Here is a 20,432-nt window from a genome sequence, read left to right as displayed (position 1 = left end):
GTCCGCCCGGCCGCCCGTGTCGGCGGCCGGGCGGAGGGAACCGTCAGTGGAAGAAGTGGCGCGTGCCCGTGAAGTACATCGTCACGCCCGCCTTCTTCGCGGCCTCGACGACCAGCTCGTCGCGGACCGAGCCGCCGGGCTGGACCACGGCCTTCACCCCGGCCTCGGTGAGGATCTCCAGGCCGTCGGGGAACGGGAAGAACGCGTCCGAGGCGGCGTAGGAACCGGCCGCGCGCTCGGCGCCCGCCCGCTCAACCGCCAGCTTCGCGGAGTCGACGCGGTTGACCTGGCCCATGCCGACGCCGACGGAGGCACCGTCCTTGGCGAGCAGGATCGCGTTGGACTTCACCGCGCGGCACGCCTTCCAGGCGAAGGCGAGACCGGCCAGCTCCGCCTCGGTCAGGGCCTCGCCGGTGGCCAGCGTCCAGGTGGCCGGGTCGTCGCCCTCGGCCTGGAGGCGGTCGGTGACCTGGAGCAGGGCACCGCCGTCGATCGGCTTGACCTCGACCGGGGCGGCCGGGGCTCCGGGGGCGCGCAGCACCCGGATGTTCTTCTTCCTGGTGAGGGCGTCCAGGGCACCCTCCTCGTAGTCCGGCGCGACGATGACCTCGGTGAAGATCTCCGCGACCTGCTCGGCCATCTCCTTGCTGACCGGACGGTTCACGGCGATCACACCGCCGAACGCCGACAGCGGGTCGCAGGCGTGCGCCTTGCGGTGCGCCTCGGCGACGTCCGCGCCGGTCGCGATGCCGCACGGGTTGGCGTGCTTGATGATCGCGACGGCCGGGCCGTCGTGGTCGTACGCGGCACGGAGGGCGGCGTCCGTGTCCGTGTAGTTGTTGTACGACATCTCCTTGCCGTGCAGCTGCTCGGCCTCGGCGAGGCCGCCCGTCCCCGATACGTACAGGGCCGCCGGCTGGTGCGGGTTCTCGCCGTAGCGGAGGGTGTTCTTGCGCTCCCAGGTGGCGCCGAGGAAGTCGGGGAACCGGGAGTCGTCCACGGGGGCGTACTCGGAGGCGAACCAGGAGGCGACGGCGACGTCGTACGCGGCAGTGTGCTGGAAGGCCTCCGCGGCCAGCCGCTTGCGGGTGGTGAGGTCGAAGCCGCCGCCCCGGACCGCGGCGAGGACGTCGCCGTAGCGGGCGGGGCTGGTGACGACGGCGACCGACGGGTGGTTCTTGGCGGCGGCGCGCACCATGGACGGGCCGCCGATGTCGATCTGCTCCACGCACTCGTCGGGCGTCGCGCCCGAGGCGACGGTCTCGCGGAACGGGTAGAGGTTGACGACGACGAGGTCGAACGGCTCCACGCCCAGCTCGGCGAGCTGCCTCCGGTGGTCCTCCAGGCGCAGGTCGGCGAGGATGCCGGCGTGGACCTTCGGGTGCAGGGTCTTGACGCGGCCGTCCAGGCACTCGGGAAACCCGGTGAGCTCCTCGACCTTGGTGACGGGGACGCCCGCGGCGGCGATCTTCGCGGCGGTGGACCCGGTGGAGACGAGCTCCACGCCGGCCTCGTGCAGGCCGCGCGCGAGGTCCTCGAGGCCGGTCTTGTCGTAGACGCTGACGAGCGCCCGTCGGATGGCCCGCTTGTTGCTCTCGGCGGTCACTGGATAACTACCTTTCGTCCCTCAATGCGATAGCCGTTGCGGGCGAGCCGCCCCACGACCTCGACGAGCAGCCTTCGCTCGACTTCCTTGATGCGCTCGTGCAGAGCGCTCTCGTCGTCCTCGTCCCGGACCTCCACCACGCCCTGCGCGATGATCGGCCCGGTGTCGACGCCGTCGTCGACGAAGTGGACGGTGCAGCCGGTGACCCTGGCGCCGTACGCGAGCGCGTCCCGTACGCCGTGGGCTCCGGGGAAACTGGGCAGCAGGGCGGGGTGGGTGTTGACGAACCGCCCGCCGAAGCGCGCGAGGAACTCCTTGCCCACGATCTTCATGAACCCGGCGGACACCACGAGGTCGGGTTCGTGGGCGGCGACGGCCTCGGCGAGCGCCGCGTCCCACTCCTCGCGGGTCGGGTGGTCCTTGACCTTGCACACGAAGGTCGGCAGCCCGGCGCGCTCGGCGCGGGCCAGCCCCTCGATGCCCTCGCGGTCGGCGCCGACGGCCACGATCTCGGCCCCGTACGTCTCGACGCCGGTGGCGGCGATCTCGTCGAGGAGCGCCTGGAGGTTGGTGCCGGATCCGGAGACCAGCACGACGAGACGCCTGGCGCGCTCGGCCACGGGCTTGGCGGCCACGGTGGGGCCCTTTCTCGGGGAGCGTCTGCACGGCCGGCGGCACAGCGCTTTGTACATTCACACGAATGCTTCGCGCTCCCGGATACGGGGAAGCCTACGAAGCGGCCGACCGTCAGCAACGATACCGGCACACCGGGCGGCCCTCACGGGACGGGGGCGTGGCCGGAAGGTAGCGTCTGGGAAGAGCCGGCCCTGGGACGTCGGGGCGCGTGGGAACGCGAACCGTGCACCGGGCGTTCACAGGATGACGGACCCGGGCCGCGAAGAGCCGACGGGAACGCGCCGGCTCACCAGCCCAGTCGTAGTCGATACGTCGTGCGAGGCGGTCACGCCGGACCACGCCGTGCTTCATTAAGGGGAAGACGCTCACTTGATGCCGGACCGCAGCCCGCGACTTCTCACGTTCCCCCAGCAGTCCGCCCGGGGAGGGGAGCGGGGCACCGTGCTGCTGCGGGAGCGCCCCGCCTCGCCGCCCGACGCGCCCCAGGGCGGGGGCAGCGGCGACGACGGACGCCGTGGGGCCCAGGGCTCCGAGGGCGCGCAGGGCTCCCAGGACGACAACCCGTTCGCGCCGCCGCCGGAGGGGACTCCCGACCGGCCCTGGCAGCCGAGGCACCCGTCCGGCGGGGAGGGCGGCGGCCGCTCTTCCTGGGGCCGGAACTGGAGCGACCGGCAGCCCGGCCGCTCCCCCGACGGTTTCGGCGAGCGCCCGCGCGGCCCCGAGGGGCAGGGCGGCGGCCCTCAGGGGCCCGGCACCCGCTGGGACCCCACGGACCCGGCCCAGCGCCGCGCGCGGTACGCGCTGCTGTCCGGCATGTGGGCCTTCTTCTTCGGCCTCTTCAGCTGGCCCTACGTCGCGCTGCTGCTGGGAGCGCTCGCCCTGTACTGGGGCATCAGCGCCCTGCGCGCCAAGCCCCGCGCCCAGGACCCGGACGTCCCGGCGCCCGAGCCGAAGGGCCGCCCGCAGACCACGGCCGCGGTGAGCGGACTGGTCACGGGGTCGCTGGCGCTCGCCCTGGTCGTGGCGTCCTTCACGGCCCAGCTGGTCTACAGCGACTACTACACCTGCACGCAGGACGCCCTCACCCAGGAGGCCCGCCAGTCCTGCGACGATCTCCTCCCGGAGCAGCTGCGCGGCCTCCTGGGGGAGGGCGACTGACACCCGCTCTCACTCCTGGGCGCCGGGCGTGGGGTCCTCCTCCCCGGAGGCGGTGCCGGCGTCCCGCACGCCGAACGGCATGTCCCAGTCCCACAGGTCGGACGCGGGGTCCTGGGCCGCGGGGCCCTGGGCCGCGCGGGCGGAATCCCGGGTGCGGCGGGGCAGGTACGGCTTGTCGGGGGCGTCGCGCGGGAGTGGCGGGGCGGGCTTCGCCTCCGCCGGGACACGGCGGTCCCGTGGCGTGCCGGGTTCCAGGAGCCGGTGGCCCGGCCCCCGGTGGTTTCGTGGTGATGCGGGCCCCGGGAGCCGGTCCCCCGGCTCGCCTCCGGGCGGGCGGCGGCGCCAGGCCCGTACCGCCAGTGACGTGGGGACCGCCACCAGCGTGAGCCACGCCAGTGCCGCGGCTCCCACCTGCCACCACACCGGGCCGAACCGGGAGAGCGCGGCCACCCCCAGCGGCCCGCCCGCGAGCGCGGCGAGCGCGGACAGCAGGGCCGCGCACAGCACGGCCGCCAGTCCCGCCGCCCCGGCGGTCCGGCCACGGGTCCAGGCCGGGGCGGGCGCCGGTCCGCTCCTCGCGGCACCCCGTCCCACGAACCACCCCGCCACCAGTCCGGCCGCCACCGGCAGCGCCGCCGCCACCCAGTTCGACGGGGTCCCCGCTCCCGCGTCCGGCACCGCCGCGAGCAGCGGGAACGGCGGCAGTGGCGGGGCGGGCGGGGAGAACAGCGGGGTCACCCGGGTGCCGGTCCCGAGGAGGAAACCGGGGCCGAGGGCGTACGCCGCCGCCCACACCGCGGCGTTCGGCGCCAGCGTGACGCAGAGCAGCAGCACCGCCAGCCATCCCGACCAGCCCTCCGTCAGCCGCAGGAACGCCTGGCGGGTCTCCCCGCCGTGCCACCCCAGCGACACCGCGAGCAGCAGCGCCCCGCCGCCGGCCAGCACCGTCGCCCCGGCCGCCGCCGCCCGTGCCACGACTCCGGGACGGCCGTCCGGTCCGCGGACCAGATGGCGTACGCCCCTGGGCAGCACCGCGCCCAGCACCCGCTCCAGCGGTCCGCTCGGACGGCCGTACGCCGTCCACACCCCCGTCCCCGCGGCCAGTCCGGCGACCAGCGGCACGCACACCGCGGTCCACTCCCACGCCGGCCGCAGCCCACCGCCCGCGCAGTAGAGCGCGGCGGGAGTGCCGACGGCGAGGTAGCCGAGGAGGACGCCCGCCCACGCCGTACGGCCGGGGACGAGCGGGGCCTCCCGGCCCGCACCGCCCGCGCCGCCCTCCGCCGCGTCGCGGGCCGCCCGGTGCAGCAGCCACACCGGCAGCGCGAGCAGCAGCAGCGGCGGGACGCCCACGGGTGCGGGGACGCCGGAGAGCGTGTCGGTGCGGACCAGTTCGGCGCCGTGCGCCAGCAGCCACAGCGCCGCCGCGATGTGCAGGGCGCCGCCCGGTCCGCTGTCGGGGTAGGGCGAGCTGATCCACAGCAGGATCACGAGCACGGTGAGCGCCGCGAGCCCCAGTCCGGCCGCGAGGGCGCCGCCGAGGAGGCCGGCGGCAAGCCCTGGCGAGCGGTCACGCATGCGGGTGAGCAGGGCGGCCGGCGTCGTACGGCGAGCGGTCATCTGGGTCACGTCCGCCATGCTCCCAACGACACGCGCTTTCCCGGCGTAACGGGCGAAGCACGGTTGTGTCGCTCAATATACGTTTATGTACTTTTCCGGACGGAGGGGCACCCGGTGACATGGAGCCCCGCCACCCCGCTTCCCCCACCCGACGAACGCCGACGCCTGCGTGAGACGGCCTCACTGACACGGCCTCAGCTCGCGGAACGCGTGGGCGTCCGGCCCGAGACGGTGCGTGCGTGGGAGTCCGGCCGCAGCGCACCCCGCGGCCGGAACCGGGAGGCGTACGCGAAGCTGCTGGCCGGCCTGGCGGAAGGGGCCGCCGGTGCGGGGACGCGGGAGTCCCCGTCCGTCCGTCGGGAGAAGGAGGCCACAGAGGTGGTGACGGTGCGCGTGGACAAGCCGGCCGGCGACGGCCGTTCCGGAGAGTTCGCGCAGGCGCCCCCGCCGTCCTCCGTCTCCTCCGAGACCCCCGAGACCTCCCCGGGGCTGACACCCGCTCAGGCCTTCGACGCCCTGTACTCCTTCTGCGCCCCCGCCCTCGTCCGGCAGACCTATCTGCTCACCGGCCGCCGCACACTCGCCCGCGAGTCCGTGGAGCGCGCCTTCCAGTTGGCCTGGGACCGCTGGCCCGAGGTGGCCCGCGACCCGGACCCGGCCGGCTGGGTGCGCGCGGCGGCGTACGAGTGGGCGCTCTCCCCGTGGCACCGGTACCGCCGCCGCCACCGGCAGTCCGAACCGCCGCCCCCCGACGAGGACGACCGGGCACTCCTGGAGGTCCTGCTGCACCTGCCGCCGCCGTACCGCCGCACGCTCCTGCTGTACGACGGCCTCGGCCTCGGCCTGCCCGAGACGGCGGCGGAGACGGAGGCCAGCACCCGGGCGGCGGCCGGCCGGCTGACGCACGCGCGCGAGGCCGTCGCCGCCCGGCTCCCGGACCTGTCGGACCCGCGGGAGCTGCACCGGCGGCTGGCCGAGCTGGCTTCCACCGGGCGGCTGCGGGCGGCCGAACCGCCGGTGGTGCGCGACGCCAGCGAGCGCCGGGCGAGGATCTGGACCCGGGCCGCCGTCGCGTTCACGGTCGTGCTGATCGGCACCACGGCACTCACCCTGCGTACGGCCCCGACCCGCTACGAGCCGCCCGTGCCACCGGGCGGGACGGTGCGGGGCGTTCCGCCGCGGGTGGCACCCGGGCCCCTGTCGGAGGACCAGCGCGAGTTGCGCGCCCGGCTGCGGGAGGAGCTGCCGCGGGGACCGGAACGGCTGGCACCGCAGGCGCGATAGCCGTGGCCGGAGACGACGGTGGGCCCGTCCCCCTGCGGGGAACGGGCCCACCCGTACGGTGTCGCTCGGTGCCGTCCGCTCAGCCGGCGAGGATCGCGCGCGCCAGCTTCGCCGTCTCGGTCGGCGTCTTGCCGACCTTGACGCCGGCGGCCTCGAGGGCCTCCTTCTTCGCGGCGGCCGTGCCGGAGGAGCCGGAGACGATGGCGCCGGCGTGGCCCATGGTCTTGCCCTCGGGTGCGGTGAAGCCCGCGACGTAGCCGACGACCGGCTTCTTCACGTTCTCCGCGATGTAGGCCGCGGCCCGCTCCTCGGCGTCGCCGCCGATCTCACCGATCATCACGATCAGGTCGGTGTCGGGGTCGGCCTCGAACGCGGCGAGCGCGTCGATGTGCGTGGTGCCGATGACCGGGTCGCCGCCGATGCCCACGGCCGAGGAGAAGCCGATGTCACGCAGCTCGTACATCATCTGGTACGTCAGCGTGCCGGACTTCGAGACCAGGCCGATACGGCCCGGCTTGGTGATGTCGCCCGGGATGATGCCGGCGTTCGACTGGCCGGGGGTGATCAGACCCGGGCAGTTCGGGCCGATGATCCGGGTCTTGTTGCCCTTCTCCACGGCGTACGCGTAGAAGGCGGCGGAGTCGTGCACCGCGATGCCCTCGGTGATGACGACCGCGAGCGGGATCTCGGCGTCGATGGCCTCGACGACCGCGGACTTGGCGAAGGCCGGCGGGACGAAGAGGACGGACACGTTCGCGCCCGTCTTCTCCATCGCCTCGGCGACCGTGCCGAAGACCGGGATGTCGTTGCCGTCGATGTCGACCGACGTGCCGGCCTTGCGCGGGTTCACGCCACCGACGATGTTCGTGCCGTCGGCCAGCATGAGCTTGGTGTGCTTCATGCCCGTGGCACCGGTCATGCCCTGGACGATGACCTTGGAGTCCTTGTTGAGGAAGATAGCCATGGCTGTTCTGTCCCTCGTCCCTTACTTCGCGGCCGCGAGCTCGGCGGCCTTGTCGGCCGCGCCGTCCATGGTGTCCACGCGCTGCACCAGCGGGTGGTTGGCGTCGGAGAGGATCTTGCGACCCAGCTCGGCGTTGTTGCCGTCGAGGCGGACGACGAGGGGCTTGGTGACTTCCTCGCCCTTGTCCGCGAGCAGCTGGAGCGCCTGCACGATGCCGTTGGCGACCTCGTCGCAGGCGGTGATGCCGCCGAAGACGTTGACGAAGACGGACTTGACGTCCGGGTCGCCGAGGATGATCTCCAGGCCGTTCGCCATGACGGCGGCGGAGGCACCACCACCGATGTCGAGGAAGTTGGCGGGCTTGACGCCGCCGTGCGCCTCACCGGCGTAGGCGACGACGTCCAGGGTGCTCATGACGAGGCCCGCGCCGTTGCCGATGATGCCGACCTCACCGTCGAGCTTGACGTAGTTGAGGTTCTTCTCCTTGGCGGCCGCCTCGAGCGGGTTGGCCGCGGCCTTGTCCTGCAGGGCCTCGTGCTCCGGCTGGCGGAACTCGGCGTTCTCGTCCAGGGAGACCTTGCCGTCCAGGGCGATGACGTCACCGGAGGCGACCTTGGCCAGCGGGTTGACCTCGACGAGGAGCGCGTCCTCGGCGACGAAGGTCTTCCACAGGGTGACCAGGACGTCGGCGACCTTGTCGGCGACCTCGGCCGGGAAGTTCGCGGCCTCGACGATCTCGCGGGCCTTGGCGGGGGTCACACCCTCGTTGGCGTCGATCGGGGTCTTGGCGACGGCCTCCGGACGGTTGGCCGCCACCTCCTCGATGTCCATGCCGCCCTCGACGGAGGCGATGGAGAGGAAGGTGCGGTTGGCGCGGTCGAGGAGGAAGGAGACGTAGTACTCCTCCAGGATCTCCGGGGCCGTCTCGGCGATCATCACCTTGTGGACCGTGTGGCCCTTGATGTCCATGCCGAGGATGTCCGTCGCGCGGGCGACGGCCTCGTCCGGGGTCGCGGCGAGCTTGACGCCGCCGGCCTTGCCACGGCCGCCGACCTTCACCTGGGCCTTGACGACGGACTTGCCACCGAGACGCTCGGTGGCTGCGTGGGCCGCCTCAGGCGTGTCGATGACTTCACCGGCCAGCACCGGTACATCGTGCTTGGCGAAGAGGTCCCTCGCCTGATACTCGAACAGGTCCACGCGCTTCCGTCCCTATCAGTGATCTCGCGGTCGTTGGGTGCGTGGGCGTGCCGCGAAGGGCAACGTGACGTCCGCCGTGTCACAAGGGAGGCGCACACGGTGTCCGAGCGCGCGGCATGTCCGTCTCGCAGGTTATCGCCGCTTGGGTGACCTCTCTAAATCGCGGGTCACACGTGAGCGGTGATACCTGTCACATGATGCCGCCGTCCCTGGCACGGCGTGCCGGGCGTGAGGGGCCTCACCGGGCTGGGGTTGGCCCGGTGAGGCCCTTTCGAACAGCCCGGAGGGGCGGTGAACGCCCCGTTCTCCGGGATGCGGGGTGGCCGGCCCCCACCCCAATGGGGGCCGGCCACCCCTCCACGAGGTTCCGACCGGACAGACCGACGGCTTTCGGCTGTCCGGGTCCTGATGCCCCGCGAAGTCCTTTGTTACCCGCGAGTCAGGTACGGGTGGGGACACGGGTACGTGCGGTCGGACCGGCACGGGAGGGGCCGCGGCGGCTTCCGCCGGGGCCCGGAGGGCCGCCCGGTCGGGCAGGCTGCCGCGCCGCCCTCGCGCGCACGTGTCCGCAGCGAGGGGAGGGCTCCGTCCCTAAGCGGGTGAGACCGGGACGTCCCGGTACGGGGCCCGCGTGCCGGCCGCCTCGACGCGCACGGTGGGGCCGGGTACGAGCCGGAGCGGCGGCCGGTGATGCGCGGTGACGGCGTACGCGTCACCGTGTCGCGGTGTGCCGTGGTCCACGGCCGAGCGGCTGCCCGTCGTGCCGTCCGGCTGACCGGCGGGAGTGCCGGGAGTGTGCGGTGCGGGGGCCGGGCCGGCGTCCCCGGCTTCCCCGGCCCGTACGGCGTCCCGCGCGGGCCGGTGTCCGTGCTCTGCCTGGGTCGCGCCGCCGGCACGGGTGGACTCCGGACCGTGGGCTCCGGGGCCCGCGACCGGCTCCGGGGTCCCGGACGGTCCGTCCGGCCCCTTCAACTCGTCCGGGGCGTCCTGCCCGGGCGCGTCGGACGGCGGCGTCGAGGTGCCCGGCTGCGGGGCGGGCGTGCTCGGCCCGGGGAGCGTCTGCTCCGGCGCGTCGGGCAGGTGCGGGAGCTCCGGCAGCGGCGCGGGCTGCTCCAGGCCGGGGAGCGCGGGCAGGGCGGGCAGGGCTGGGAGGCTGGGCAGGGCTGGCAGGGCGGGGAGCACGGGCAGAGTAGGGAGCGCGGGCTGCTCCAGGCCAGGGAGCGCGGGCAGCGCGGGGAGTTCGGGCAGAGCCGGGAGCTGCCCCGGCGTCGACTCGTCCAGCCGGTCGGTCACCGCGTCGGCCAGGTCCCCGACCGGCCGTACGACCCGCTCGTCCACGGGCCGGGCCACGGTCTCGGTCAGCGGGCGGGCCGGGGCGGCCGCGTCCGGGCGCGGCGCGGTGAGGACGTCGATGACCGGCGCGGGACCGTTCGAGTCGGGCGGGGTGCCCGGATCGGCCGATGCCAAGGCCCCGATGGTGGAGGAGGCCTTCTCCGCCGGCCCGCCGTCCGCCGCCCGCGCCCCCTCCCCGCACAGCACGCCGAGCACGAACACCGCGCCCACCAGCAGGGCCAACTGGACCGCACGCCGCCCCGCCACCGTGCGCATCGCGCGCAGAGCGGCACCGGGCACGGCTGCTGACCGGATCAAGAGGGGCGGGTCCTCCCGGACGGCGGGACGGCTGGAGACACTTCGCGGGTCCCGAATCGAACGGCGTCGATACTCGCACGCGACTCCCGAGGTTGCGCAAGCCCTCCGTTACCGATGGGTACTCATGTCCGTTTTCACCGGCCCGAGTCCGCCCCTCACACCGCGTCCGGTATCGGCAACGGCCGCTTCTCGATCGCCGCCGCCATCACCTCCGGGAACAGATCGGGTGTGCAGGCGAACGCCGGTGCGCCCAGCGCGGCGAGCGCCGCCGCGTGCTCCCCGTCGTATGCGGGCGCCCCCTCGTCGGACAGCGCGAGCAGCGTCACGAACCGCACGCCCGACGCCTTCATCGCCGCCACCCGTTTGAGCATCTCGTCGCGTATCCCCCCTTCGTAGAGGTCACTGATCAGCACGAGCACCGTCTCCGCCGGCCGGGTGATCCGCGACTGGCAGTACGCCAGCGCCCGGTTGATGTCCGTACCACCGCCGAGCCGGGTGCCGAAGAGCACGTCGACGGGGTCGTCGAGCCGGTCGGTGAGGTCGGCAACCGTCGTGTCGAAGACGACGAGCCGTGTGTCGATCGACCGCACGGAGGCGAGCACCGCCCCGAACACCGACGCGTACACCACGGACGCCGCCATCGACCCGGACTGGTCGACGCAGAGGATCACCTCCTTCCGCACCGACCGCGCGGCACGCCCGTAGCCGATGAGCCGCTCGGGCACGACCGTCCGGTGCTCCGGGAGGTAGTGCTTGAGGTTGGCCGCGATCGTGCGGTTCCAGTCGATGTCGTGATGGCGTGGCCGGCTGACACGGGCGCTGCGGTCGAGGGCGCCGGTGAGGGTGGCCCGGGTGCGGGTGGCGAGCCGCTTCTCCAGGTCCTCGACGACCTTGCGCACGACCGCCCGTGCCGTCTCCTTCGTCGTCTCCGGCATGGCCTTGTCGAGCGACAGCAGCGTGCCGACGAGGTGGACGTCGGCCTCGACGGCCTCCAGCATCTCCGGTTCCAGCAGGAGCGTGGCGAGGCCGAGCCGGTCGATGGCGTCGCGCTGCATGACCTGGACGACGGAGGAGGGGAAGTAGGTCCGGATGTCCCCGAGCCAGCGGGCCACCGACGGTGCCGACGCGCCGAGCCCCGCCGAACGGTCCCGGCCCGCCTGCGGCTTGTCCCCCTTGCCGTAGAGCGCGGCGAGCGCCCCGTCCATCGCGGCGTCCTGTCCGGACAGCGCGCATCCGGTCCCGTCGGCCGTGTCTCCGCCGAGCACGAGCCGCCAGCGCCGCAGCCGCTCCTGCGCCGGGTCCGTCGTCCCTGCCGCCTCGCCCTGCGTGTCCGTCATCCCGCCACCCCCGCCAGTCCGTCGCGTACCCTCTCGTCCTCCCCGTCCGGCCCGAGCAGCAGCCGCAGGACCGGCAGCACGGCGTCCGCGCGGGCGGTGTCGGGGTCGGGGGCGAAGCCGGGGGTGCCGGAAACCGCGGCCGCCGTGCCGCCGCGTGTCCCCGGTCCACGCCGGACCAGTTCACCGAGGGTGCGCCGCACCCCCGGCTCGTACGCCGAGAACGTCCGCCGCAGCAGCGGCAGCACGTCCGTGAACGCCTCCGCCGGTACGCCCGTCAGCCATGTGTCGACCAGCCCGAGCAGCCGCTCGTCGTGGACCAGGAGCAGTCCGCCGCCGGAGCCGCCGCCGACAAAGCCCTCGATCCACGCGGCCGCGTCCGCCGGTGGCGTGCCCGGCGACAGCACGAGCCCCATGAGCCGCGCCGCCTCGTCCTGCGCCAGCTCCCCGTCGTCCAGCAGCAGCCGCACGGACCGCCCCCGTATGACGCCGGGCACGGTGTCCCGTGCGGACAGGGTCCGCAGCACCGACTGCCAGCGGGCGCGCAGCTTCCCGTGGCCCGGTGCGGGGGCGTCGCCGAGGAGGCCCACCGCGCCGTGCACCGCGTCGACATGGCGCCGCATCTCCTCGGCGGCGTCGGCGTCCAGTGCCGCGCAGGCCGGGGGCAGTCCGACGAAGACCCGCTCGGCGAGTCCGGCGGCGACCTCGGCCAGCGCCGCCGTGTCGGTGCCGCGCACGTCGCCGTAGCGCAGCGAGCGGACTAGGGCGGGCAGCGCCTGGGCGAGGTGGCCGACGTCCGTGTCGAGGGCCGCGCGGTCGGTGAGGATCCGCATCACCGTGGGCAGCGCCTCGGGCAGTGCGGCCAGCAGACAGCGCTCGGCGAGTCCGGTGACCTCGGCGAGGCCCCGCGCGCCGCCGGCGTCCGCCTCCGCCTTGGCGGTCGCGGCGGCGAGTACGGTCGTCCCCCAGACCCCGGCCTCGGCGACCCGCACGGACAGCTCGGGCTCCCAGCGCAGCCGCCATGTCTCCCGGAAGGTCCCCGTGCCGCCGCGTGCGGCGGCCGGCTCTCCCCAGCCGATGCCGAGCAGCCGCAGCCGGTGCAGCAGTCTGCCGCGCTCCGCGTCGGTCTCCTTGCGCAGGTCGAGTTCCAGCTCCCGCGCCCCGGCCTCGGGTTTCAGCCGCAGCCGGCGCTGGGTCCGCTCGAGGTCCCGCTGCAACGGCACGGCGGGCGCCGTCGCCGGCACCTCCCCGAGCACGTCGCCGACGATCAGCCGGTCGCGCACCAGTGCCAGCGGCACGTCGGAGCCCTCGCACATCACCGCCCGTACGGCGTCGGTCGTCTCGCCCAGGCCGGGCAGCGGACGTCCGCGCAGCGCGGCGAGGGTCTCCGCCAGCCGTACGGCCTCGATGACGTGCGCGGAGGAGACGATCCGGTCCTCGGCCCGCAACAGCCCGGCCACCTTGGTCAGCCACCGCTCGACCGGCCGGTCCGGGGCGCCGAACAGATGCCCGTACCAGCCCGGGGAGTCGATGCCCGCGCCGTAGCCGCTCGTCCGGGAGAGTCTGCGGTTGGTCCAGGGCACCCAGGTCATGTCCGTCTTCACCTTGGGCAGCCCCTTCAGCAGGGCACGGTCGGCGGCGACGGTGGCCCTCCGCCGCAGCGCCGGCACGTGCCAGGCCCCGCAGACCACGGCCACGCCGTCCTCGGACTCCCGCTGTGCCGCCCGGATCCGCAGCCGCATGTGCGCCTCGCGCACGAGGTCCCGCCGGTGTCCCCCGCTTCCGTACTCCTCCCGCAGCGCGGTCATGGCCTCCTCGAGCGCGGTGAACGGTGCGACCGCGTCCCCCTCACCCACGCCCCGGTGTTCGACGACGTCCTCCCACCACCGCTCGGCGTCGTCGTACCCGGCGGCTTCGGCGAGCACCCCCAGGGGATCGATCCGTAGGCCGTCGCCCGCGCCGGGCCCGGGGCCCTCGTCGTCCTCCCAGGCCAGTGTGTGCGTGGCCGGCAGGTCGATGAAACGGGCCTGGACCTTGTGCTCCAGCGCCCAGCGGAGCGCGACCCACTCCGGGGAGAACTCGGCCAGCGGCCAGAAGGCCGAACGCCCGGGTTCGTCCACCGCGTGGGCGAGCAGCGCGACCGGTGGCCGCATGTCCTCCTCGGCGGCGAGCGGGACCAGCACGTCCGCCTCCGGCGGGCCCTCGATCAGCACGGCATCCGGCCGGGCCTCCTCCAGCACCGCCCGCACCGCCCGCGCGGACCCCGGCCCGTGATGCCGCACGCCGAGCAGCAGCGGCCCCGCGGTGCCCGCCTTCCCGCCGTTCATCCACTGACCTCCCGGCAGGCCCGGTAGAAGTCCTTCCAGCCGTCGCGCTCGCGGATCACGGTCTCCAGGTACTCCCGCCAGACGACGCGGTCCGCCGCCGGGTCGCGGACGACCGCGCCGAGGATGCCCGCGGCGACGTCCCCGGCCCGCAGCACGCCGTCACCGAAGTGGGCGGCCAGCGCCAGCCCGCCCGTGACGACGGAGATCGCCTCGGCGGTCGACAGCGTGCCGCTGGGCGACTTGAGCTTCGTCCTGCCGTCGGTGGTGACCCCGTCGCGCAGCTCGCGGAAGACGGTGACGACCCGGCGGATCTCGTCGATGCCGTCGGGCACGGCCGGCAGGTCGAGGGAGCGGCCGATCTGGTCGACCCGGCGCGAGACGATGTCGAGCTCCGCCTCCGGGGTCTCCGGCAGCGGCAGCACCACGGTGTTGAAGCGGCGGCGCAGGGCGCTGGACAGCTCGTTGATCCCGCGGTCGCGGTCGTTGGCCGTGGCGATCAGGTTGAAGCCGCGGACCGCCTGCACTTCCTGGCCCAGCTCCGGTATCGGCAGCGTCTTCTCCGACAGGATGGTGATCAGCGTGTCCTGGACGTCGGCCGGGATGCGGGTCAGTTCCTCGACGCGGGCCGTCATGCCCTCCGCCATGGCCCGCATCACCGGGCTGGGCACGAGGGCGTCGCGGCTGGGGCCGTGGGCGAGCAGCCGGGCGTAGTTCCAGCCGTAGCGGATGGCCTCCTCCGGGGTGCCGGCCGTGCCCTGCACGAGCAGGGTGGAGTCGCCGCTGACCGCGGCGGCCAGGTGCTCGGAGACCCAGGTCTTCGCGGTGCCGGGCACGCCGAGCAGGAGCAGGGCGCGGTCGGTGGCGAGGGTGGTCACCGCGACCTCGACGATGCGGCGCGGACCGATGTACTTCGGCGTGATCACCGTGCCGTCCGGCAGTGTGCCGCCGAGCAGGTAGGTGGCGACGGCCCACGGCGACAGCCGCCAGCGGGCGGGGCGGGGACGGTCGTCCTGCGCCGCCAGCGCGGCGAGTTCGGCGCCGAAGGCGTCCTCGGCGTGCGGCCGCAGCGTCTGCGCGGGCGTCGCGTTCGCGGGCGCGGAGCCGTCCCGGCTCGGGTCGACGGACGTCGGTTCCACAGAGACAGGCATGGTTGATTCCCTCTCCAGCTCGGCCGGTTCGGATCTGGCACCAACCGTGCACCACGCCACTGACAATCGCTCTGGCCTGCGCGAATGCGCTCACCGGGGCGATTGTCAGTGCGAGGATCTAGTTTCGGTGGCATGACTCAGCAGGGGGTGCGCTGGACCGCGGACCAGGTGCTGGCACTGGCGCCTGACCCCGCGTCACGCACGGCGGGGAGCGAACTCGGCGCGGCCGGTCCGTGGTCCGGGACCGGCAGTTCGGGCGAGGGGACGGTGTGGGGTCTGTGCGAGGGCGGTGGGAGCACTCCGTACCGGACGGTCGTCGACGTCGCGGACGCCTCCGGGCCCGCGTACCAATGCAGTTGTCCGAGCCGTAAGTTCCCGTGCAAGCACGCGCTCGGTCTGCTGCTGCTCTGGTCGGGCGGGGACGGGGCGGTGCCACGGGAGGAGGCGCCGGAGTGGGCCGAGCAGTGGATCGCGGGCCGGCGCACGCGCGCGGAACAGAAGCGGACCGCGGGTGCCTCGGAGGCCTCGGGCCCCGCCGCTCCGGAGGCGGCGCGGCGCAGGGCGGAGCGCCGGGCCGAGCGGGTGACGGCGGGTGCGGTGGAGCTGGAGCAGCGCCTGACGGATCTGCTCCGCGGCGGCCTGGCCTCGGCCGAGCAGTCGGGGTACGGGCTGTGGGAGGAGACCGCGGCCCGCATGGTCGACGCCCAGGCGCCGGGGCTGGCCGCCCGGGTGCGTGAGCTGGGGGCGCTGGCGGGCGCCGGGCCGGGCGGGCCGGTGCGGCTGCTGGAGGAGTGCGCGCTGCTCCACCTCCTCGGCCGGGGCTGGCTGCGCCGGGAGCGGCTGCCGGAGGGGCTGGCCGCGACGGTCCGGTCCCGTATCGGCCTGCCCGTGTCGGCGGACGGCCCGGCGATACGGGACCGCTGGCTGGTCCTCGCCCAGTACGACACGGCGGACAGCCGTCTGACGACCCGCCGCATCTGGCTGTACGGCACGGATTCGGGGCGCACGGCGCTGCTCCTCTCCTACGGTGCGGCGGGCCGCGCCCCGGAGCTCGCGCTGCCGGTCGGGCCGGCCCTCGACGCCGAGCTGTCCGCGTACCCGGGCGCGGGGCAGCCGCGGATGGCCCTGGGCGAGCGGTTCGCGCCGCCCGCGCCGACGGACGTACGGCCGCCGGGGACGACGACGGCCCGGGCGGCCGCCCGCTACGGCGAGGCGCTGCGCGACGACCCCTGGCTGGACTCGGTCCCGGTGACGCTGGACCGGGTGATACCGGCTCCGGACGGTGACGGCTGGCAGCTGGCCGACGCCGACGAGGACGCGGCCCTGCCGCTCACGCCGGCCGCGCGGTCCCGCCCCGGTCTGTGGCGTCTGGTCGCCCTGTCGGGTGGCGCCCCGGTCAGGGTCTTCGGCGAGTGCGGCCACCAGGGATTCACTCCATTGGCGGCATGGCCGGAGGGACCCGGTGAGGCGGTGTCACTGTGCTGAGCGGTGCGCTCGTCCCCGTTCCCGTCCGCCCCAGGAATTTTTCGGGCATCACTGGACACTCGGCGCGTGTGAGTCTTCGACCGTGCCGGGACGCCCGTCGGAAAGGAAGCTCATGAGCAGGACGACCACCGCCGTGGACGCGCCCCTCCCGGATTCCTGGGAGGAACTGGTGACCGCGGCCCTGCTGGGCACGGACCGGCGTACACCGGCGGGCTCCGTGCCCGGGCCGGACGCGCCGTCGGCCCTGCTGGACGCGGTGGCCGTGGCGACCGTGCGGCGACGCGCCGGGCTGCGGCCGGCGCGGGCCGCGGAGCGTCCGCGGCCGGCGCCCGAGGATCCGCGCCCTCCGCTGCCGTCCGCCGCCGCGCACCGGCTCACGACGCTGCTCACCGACCGACCCGGCACCTCGGGCGGCGGGCGCCGGGGCACGGCTCCGGACCTCATGGAGCTGCTGCCCCAGTGGCTGGCGACGGCGAACGCCCGCGGTTTCGCGGCACCCCCGGCCGCGCTGCCCGCCCTGCTCGACGCCGCGCGGGGACGGACCGACCTGCGTCCGGCGGCGCTGCGCTTCGCGGGGCCGCGCGCCCTGTGGCTGGCCCGGTTCAACCCGGACTGGCGGTTCGCCCTGCGTTCCGCGCCGGGCGGGGACACGTCCGCGCCCCGTCTCCACGACACGGAAGGCGTACGGCGGCTCTGGCAGGAGGGTCTCTTCGCCGAACGGGTCGCCCTCCTCACCGCCCTCCGCTCCCGCAAGCCGGCCACCGCGCGCGAACTCCTCGCGGCGAGCTGGGCGACGGAACGGGCGGAGGACCGCCTGATGTTCCTGGACTCGCTGCGCACCGGACTCGGCCCGGACGACGAGCCCTTCCTCGAGCAGGCCCTGGCCGACCGCAGCCGCAACGTACGGGCGACGGCGGCGGAGCTGCTGACGGCGCTGCCCGGCTCCGCGCTGGCGGAACGCATGGCGGTCCGGGCCGTGGCCTGTGTGGCCGTCGACCATACGCGGAACACGCCGACGATCGCCGTCGAGGCGCCGCACGAATGCGACGCGGGCATGGAACGCGACGGCGTGGTGTCCAGGGCTCCCGCGGGCCGGGGCGAACGGTCCTGGTGGCTCGGCCAGTTGGTGGAGGCGGCACCCCTGGGCAGCTGGTCGCGGCGGCTCGGCGGGCGTACGCCCCGGGAGATCGTGGCGCTGCCGGTGGCGGACGACTGGCAGGGCGAACTGCACGCGGCCTGGTGCCGGGCGGCGGTACGGCAGCGCGACGCGGCGTGGTCCCGGGCGCTGCTCGGAGAGCCCTCCGCGCCGGAGGCGGGCGGACCGGGGGCGGTGTCCCTGGCCGAACGCGCCAAGCTGCTCGGCACGCTGGACGCCGCCGAACGGGCCGAGTGGGTGGCCGGGTTCATCGAGACGCACGGCCTGTCCGAGGCGTTCCAGCTGCTCGGGGTGTGTGCCGTGCCCTGGGCGGCGCCGGTCGGACGAGCGGTGGTCGACGCGCTCAACATCGCGCGTGACGCAGGGAGTTATCCATGGAGTTTCAGCGGAGTCATGGGCCTGGCCGAACGTTGCCTCGACCCGTCCGAGGCCGGCCGCCTCGACGCGCTCCTGGCGATACCGGACGAGCCGGAGAACGCGTCGCCCGGAGCCGGCGGCTACTGGTCGGAGGCCTTCCAACGCCTGGTCACCACACTGCGCCTGCGCGCGGCCATGCTGACAGAACTGACCCCGGCCGCCTCCTGACGTCCCGGAACGAGGAGACCGCCCCCAGCCGACTCATCGCGAGCAGCCGCACCGTGCCGACCGCGGGCGGTCGTGCCTCCCCCAGTGCCCCGAAGGCCTGGGAGGTGCCCCCAGGGGCGATGGGGGTTCCCCCGCCGGGGGAGGCACCCCGCAAACGCCGGGCCGCGCGACCCACCCCCGTCCCACGCCGGCCCCGGGGCGACAGAGCCGAGGCGCCGGGTCCGGTCCGGCGACCGGCCGAGCCCCGGCCACCACGCGCGCGGCGCCACAAGGGCGGGCTACGCCTCCGCCGGCTGGTGCACGTTCGCCCGCACCCAGTCCACGATGGACGCCGTGGTCGCACCCGGGGTGAAGATCTCCGCGACACCCTTCTCCTTCAGCGGAGCGATGTCCGCCTCGGGAATGATCCCGCCGCCGAAGACCAGGATGTCCGCCGCGTCCCGCTGCTCGAGCAGCTCGATGACGGCCGCGAAGAGCGTGTTGTGCGCCCCGGAGAGGATGGACAGACCGATCGCGTCGGCGTCCTCCTGGATCGCGGTGTCGACGATCTGCTCGGGGGTCTGGTGAAGCCCGGTGTAGATCACCTCCATACCGGCGTCGCGCAGCGCCCGCGCGATCACCTTGGCCCCGCGATCGTGGCCGTCGAGCCCCGGCTTGGCCACCACCACGCGGATCGGACCGGCTGCCACACCCATCACTGCCTCCATGAAGCGACTACATCCATCCGTACCGACAAGTACCGCACACATCCGTCATGCCGTACACATCGCTCGGGTGCCCCGGCCCGAACCGGCCGGGGAAGTGAACGAACGTTATCTCCAGCATCCCGCAACCGGCAGTTTCACGGTGCGCAGCGAGGGGCAAATCACACGGAGGGACACGTTCACCGCGCAGCGTTCCCGGGCTCGGAGCCCCGCGCACCGCATGCCCGTGCACCACTCGGGCAACGGTGGGAACATGCGCACAAGGGATTCGCACCGAGGTCGCCGTACCACCGCGCCCCCTCCACGCATCGCACACGCGCACCGTCGACCGCTCTCGTAGCGATTTCCCATGAGGGCACACGGGGGACAGGGCTGTCCTCCCGCGTGCCGACAGGAGGTCGGCCATGAAGGTCACCGAGACAGCTCTTCCCTTCCTGCCGCTCTGCCGGCGCCTCCTGCCGACCCGGCTGGCGGATCTCTCCCTGACCCTGCTGAAGGCGACCGCCCTGGAGCTGGCGATCCTGGCGGGCCACCTCCTGCTCTACCCCGCCGGCATCGTCCAGGAGCGCCGGGACGCGCGCCCCGCGCTGCCCGCCCCGGACGGCACCGCACAGCTGCCGGCGGAGGCCAAGCCCCCGGTGGTGCTGCTGCACGGCTTCATCGACAACCGGTCGGTCTTCGTCCTGCTGCGCCGCAGCCTCGCCCAGCACGGCAGGCAGCAGATCGAGTCGCTCAACTACTCCCCGCTGACCTGCGACATCCGCATCGCGGCCGAACTGCTCGGCCACCACATAGAGCAGGTGTGCGAACGCACGGGCAGCCGCCGGGTCGATGTGGTCGGGCACAGCCTCGGCGGGCTCATCGCGCGGTACTACGTACAGCGGCTGGGCGGTGACACCCGTGTGCGGACGCTCGTCACGCTCGGCACCCCGCACTCCGGCACACGCGTCGCCCCACTGGCCAACGCGCACCCCATCGTGCGCCAGATGCGCCCCGGCTCACCGGTGCTCGAGGAGCTCGCCCGGCCCGCGCCGGGCTGCCGTACGCGCTTCGTCGCCTTCTGGAGCGACCTCGACCACATCATGGACCCGCTGGAGTCGGCGTGCGTCGAGCACCCCGACCTGACGACGGTGAACGTACGGGTGAGCGGCGTGGGCCACCTCGCCCTGCCCGTGCACCCGGCCGTGGCGACCCGTATACGGCAGGCCCTGGACACGGCGCATCCCGAAGAGCCGGCCACCGGCCGCCCGGAAGGCCTGACGGTGGCCTGAGCGCGACACGCCCGGCACCGGCGCCACGGGACAACCGGAACCACGCGCCCCCTCGACAGCAATCCGAACAACAACGGTCCAAGAAGGCCCACTTACCGCCGTCGACCCGTCCACCATCTCGAACAAACCTCGAACAAAAAGCCAAGACCGCGCCCGTCGTCCGCCAAAAGACGACCGATTGCCCGTTTCCTGCGCGCGTGAAACCTGCGGAAGATTGTCGTGCCCGCATACCGCCGGGTACAGTCGCCGCACTGCTCTGGCAGCCCCTGTTGTCGAGGCGAAAGAGAAGTTGGTGAACGACCGT

The 20,432-nt window shown here is 74.2% G+C and carries 15 protein-coding genes; 5 read left to right on the top strand and 10 right to left on the bottom strand.

The features are described 5' to 3' along the window. Positions 1-43: 43 nt before the first annotated feature. Both purH and purN read right to left on the bottom strand, forming a co-directional pair. On the bottom strand, positions 44-1,606 hold the full coding sequence (purH, locus tag ACH4VX_RS10215) for a bifunctional phosphoribosylaminoimidazolecarboxamide formyltransferase/IMP cyclohydrolase (RefSeq protein WP_398366896.1): 1,563 nt from the start codon (positions 1,604-1,606) through the stop codon (positions 44-46). Continuing rightward, entirely contained in the window at positions 1,603-2,241 is a 639-nt protein-coding gene (gene purN / locus ACH4VX_RS10210; protein ID WP_398366895.1) for a phosphoribosylglycinamide formyltransferase, read from the bottom strand. The genes purH and purN overlap by 4 nt, the downstream gene beginning before the upstream one ends. Before the next feature lie 373 nt (positions 2,242-2,614). Between purN and ACH4VX_RS10205 the strand changes: the two genes are divergently transcribed. Further along, positions 2,615-3,400, top strand: coding sequence for a hypothetical protein (locus ACH4VX_RS10205; protein ID WP_398366894.1), 786 nt, complete (start codon positions 2,615-2,617; stop codon positions 3,398-3,400). 9 nt (positions 3,401-3,409) lie between these two features. Here ACH4VX_RS10205 and ACH4VX_RS10200 read toward each other — a convergent pair whose 3' ends face one another. Further along, complete coding sequence (locus ACH4VX_RS10200; protein WP_398366893.1) at positions 3,410-5,038, bottom strand: DUF6350 family protein; 1,629 nt, start codon at positions 5,036-5,038, stop codon at positions 3,410-3,412. A 96-nt stretch (positions 5,039-5,134) separates the two neighbouring features. On the opposite strand from ACH4VX_RS10200, the gene ACH4VX_RS10195 reads away from it, so the two are divergent. Further along, positions 5,135-6,304 (top strand): sigma factor-like helix-turn-helix DNA-binding protein, encoded by a 1,170-nt coding sequence (locus tag ACH4VX_RS10195; RefSeq protein ID WP_398366892.1) that lies wholly within the window; start codon positions 5,135-5,137, stop codon positions 6,302-6,304. Positions 6,305-6,383: 79 nt separating this feature from the next. Here the strand turns inward: ACH4VX_RS10195 and sucD are convergent, their stop codons facing one another. The 6 genes from sucD to ACH4VX_RS10165 all read right to left on the bottom strand — a co-directional run bounded on the left by sucD (position 6,384) and on the right by ACH4VX_RS10165 (position 14,927). Next, entirely contained in the window at positions 6,384-7,268 is an 885-nt protein-coding gene (gene sucD / locus ACH4VX_RS10190) for a succinate--CoA ligase subunit alpha (RefSeq protein WP_398366891.1), read from the bottom strand. A 21-nt stretch (positions 7,269-7,289) separates the two neighbouring features. Then, positions 7,290-8,468: an ADP-forming succinate--CoA ligase subunit beta gene (sucC, locus tag ACH4VX_RS10185; protein WP_398366890.1), complete on the bottom strand. Its 1,179-nt coding sequence runs from the start codon at positions 8,466-8,468 to the stop codon at positions 7,290-7,292. 591 nt (positions 8,469-9,059) lie between these two features. Next, positions 9,060-10,118 (bottom strand): hypothetical protein, encoded by a 1,059-nt coding sequence (locus ACH4VX_RS10180; RefSeq protein WP_398366889.1) that lies wholly within the window; start codon positions 10,116-10,118, stop codon positions 9,060-9,062. Between the two features lie 155 nt (positions 10,119-10,273). Next, positions 10,274-11,455 (bottom strand): VWA domain-containing protein, encoded by a 1,182-nt coding sequence (locus tag ACH4VX_RS10175; RefSeq protein ID WP_398366888.1) that lies wholly within the window; start codon positions 11,453-11,455, stop codon positions 10,274-10,276. Beyond that, on the bottom strand, positions 11,452-13,779 hold the full coding sequence (locus tag ACH4VX_RS10170) for a DUF5682 family protein (protein WP_398366887.1): 2,328 nt from the start codon (positions 13,777-13,779) through the stop codon (positions 11,452-11,454). The genes ACH4VX_RS10175 and ACH4VX_RS10170 overlap by 4 nt, the downstream gene beginning before the upstream one ends. Then, the gene (locus tag ACH4VX_RS10165; protein WP_398366886.1) at positions 13,776-14,927 is read right to left on the bottom strand and encodes an AAA family ATPase; all 1,152 of its coding nucleotides are present in this window, start codon (positions 14,925-14,927) and stop codon (positions 13,776-13,778) included. The genes ACH4VX_RS10170 and ACH4VX_RS10165 overlap by 4 nt, the downstream gene beginning before the upstream one ends. Before the next feature lie 132 nt (positions 14,928-15,059). On the opposite strand from ACH4VX_RS10165, the gene ACH4VX_RS10160 reads away from it, so the two are divergent. Together ACH4VX_RS10160 and ACH4VX_RS10155 are read left to right on the top strand one after the other, a co-directional pair. Next, entirely contained in the window at positions 15,060-16,412 is a 1,353-nt protein-coding gene (locus ACH4VX_RS10160) for an SWIM zinc finger family protein (RefSeq protein WP_398366885.1), read from the top strand. Positions 16,413-16,524: 112 nt separating this feature from the next. Beyond that, positions 16,525-18,153, top strand: coding sequence for a DUF5691 domain-containing protein (locus ACH4VX_RS10155; RefSeq protein ID WP_398366884.1), 1,629 nt, complete (start codon positions 16,525-16,527; stop codon positions 18,151-18,153). Between the two features lie 278 nt (positions 18,154-18,431). Here ACH4VX_RS10155 and ACH4VX_RS10150 read toward each other — a convergent pair whose 3' ends face one another. Continuing rightward, positions 18,432-18,848, bottom strand: a complete 417-nt coding sequence (locus ACH4VX_RS10150; protein ID WP_398366883.1) for a cobalamin B12-binding domain-containing protein — start codon at positions 18,846-18,848, stop codon at positions 18,432-18,434. 413 nt (positions 18,849-19,261) lie between these two features. Between ACH4VX_RS10150 and ACH4VX_RS10145 the strand changes: the two genes are divergently transcribed. Then, positions 19,262-20,128 (top strand): esterase/lipase family protein, encoded by an 867-nt coding sequence (locus ACH4VX_RS10145; protein ID WP_398366882.1) that lies wholly within the window; start codon positions 19,262-19,264, stop codon positions 20,126-20,128. Positions 20,129-20,432 lie beyond the last annotated feature (304 nt).

Source organism: Streptomyces sp. NPDC020731, from assembly GCF_044334705.1.
GTDB lineage: Bacteria > Actinomycetota > Actinomycetes > Streptomycetales > Streptomycetaceae > Streptomyces.
Note: the sequence above shows the minus strand (reverse complement) of the source record. Positions and strands in the feature narration are given on the sequence as shown.